Annotated in this window: 7 tRNA genes; all 7 read right to left on the reverse strand. The window is 47.9% G+C overall.

What is annotated here, in order from left to right:
• Positions 1 to 5: 5 nt before the first annotated feature.
• The 7 genes from CN514_RS04655 to CN514_RS04685 all read right to left on the reverse strand — a co-directional run bounded on the left by CN514_RS04655 (position 6) and on the right by CN514_RS04685 (position 669).
• Positions 6 to 82 (reverse strand) — tRNA-Arg (locus CN514_RS04655).
• 10 nt (positions 83 to 92) lie between these two features.
• Positions 93 to 179: transfer RNA gene (locus CN514_RS04660), tRNA-Leu, on the reverse strand.
• 14 nt (positions 180 to 193) lie between these two features.
• Positions 194 to 264 (reverse strand) — tRNA-Cys (locus tag CN514_RS04665).
• Positions 265 to 269: 5 nt separating this feature from the next.
• Positions 270 to 344 (reverse strand) — tRNA-Gly (locus CN514_RS04670).
• Positions 345 to 349: 5 nt separating this feature from the next.
• Positions 350 to 424: transfer RNA gene (locus CN514_RS04675), tRNA-Gln, on the reverse strand.
• 80 nt (positions 425 to 504) lie between these two features.
• Positions 505 to 580, reverse strand: a tRNA-His gene (locus tag CN514_RS04680).
• 15 nt (positions 581 to 595) lie between these two features.
• Positions 596 to 669: transfer RNA gene (locus tag CN514_RS04685), tRNA-Trp, on the reverse strand.
• Positions 670 to 689: the final 20 nt, after the last annotated feature.

Genomic DNA, 689 nt, shown 5'->3' on the forward strand with positions numbered 1-689 from the left:
TAATATGGCGCGCCCGAAAGGACTCGAACCCATAACCTTTTGATCCGTAGTCAAACGCTCTATCCAATTGAGCTACGGGCGCATATTATAAATGGTACCGAGGGCCGGACTCGAACCGGCACGGGGTCAACCCCCGCAGGATTTTAAGTCCTGTGTGTCTGCCATTCCACCACCCCGGCAGAAGTAAATTAAAAGGCGGTAACCGGATTTGAACCGATGATAAAGGTTTTGCAGACCTCTGCCTTACCACTTGGCTATACCGCCATATTTGGAGCGGAAGACGGGGCTCGAACCCGCGACCCCAACCTTGGCAAGGTTGTATTCTACCACTGAACTACTTCCGCATAAATGGCTGGGCTACCTGGATTCGAACCAGGGCATGACGGAATCAAAATCCGTTGCCTTACCGCTTGGCTATAGCCCATTAATTAAGAACTTTATATACTATATTCAATTTACTATAAATTATATTACTCACTTGAGTAATCGTTACAATAATTTAAATGGGGCGACCGATGGGAATCGAACCCACGAGTGTCGGAACCACAATCCGATGCGTTAACCACTTCGCCACGACCGCCATTATTGTATTATTTGGCAGGGGCAGTAGGAATCGAACCCACACCAAAGGTTTTGGAGACCTCTATTCTACCGTTAAACTATGCCCCTATAAATGGTGGAGGGGGACG

Origin of the sequence: Bacillus sp. AFS001701, assembly GCF_002559405.1 — a bacterium.
Taxonomy (GTDB): domain Bacteria; phylum Bacillota; class Bacilli; order Bacillales; family Bacillaceae_G; genus Gottfriedia.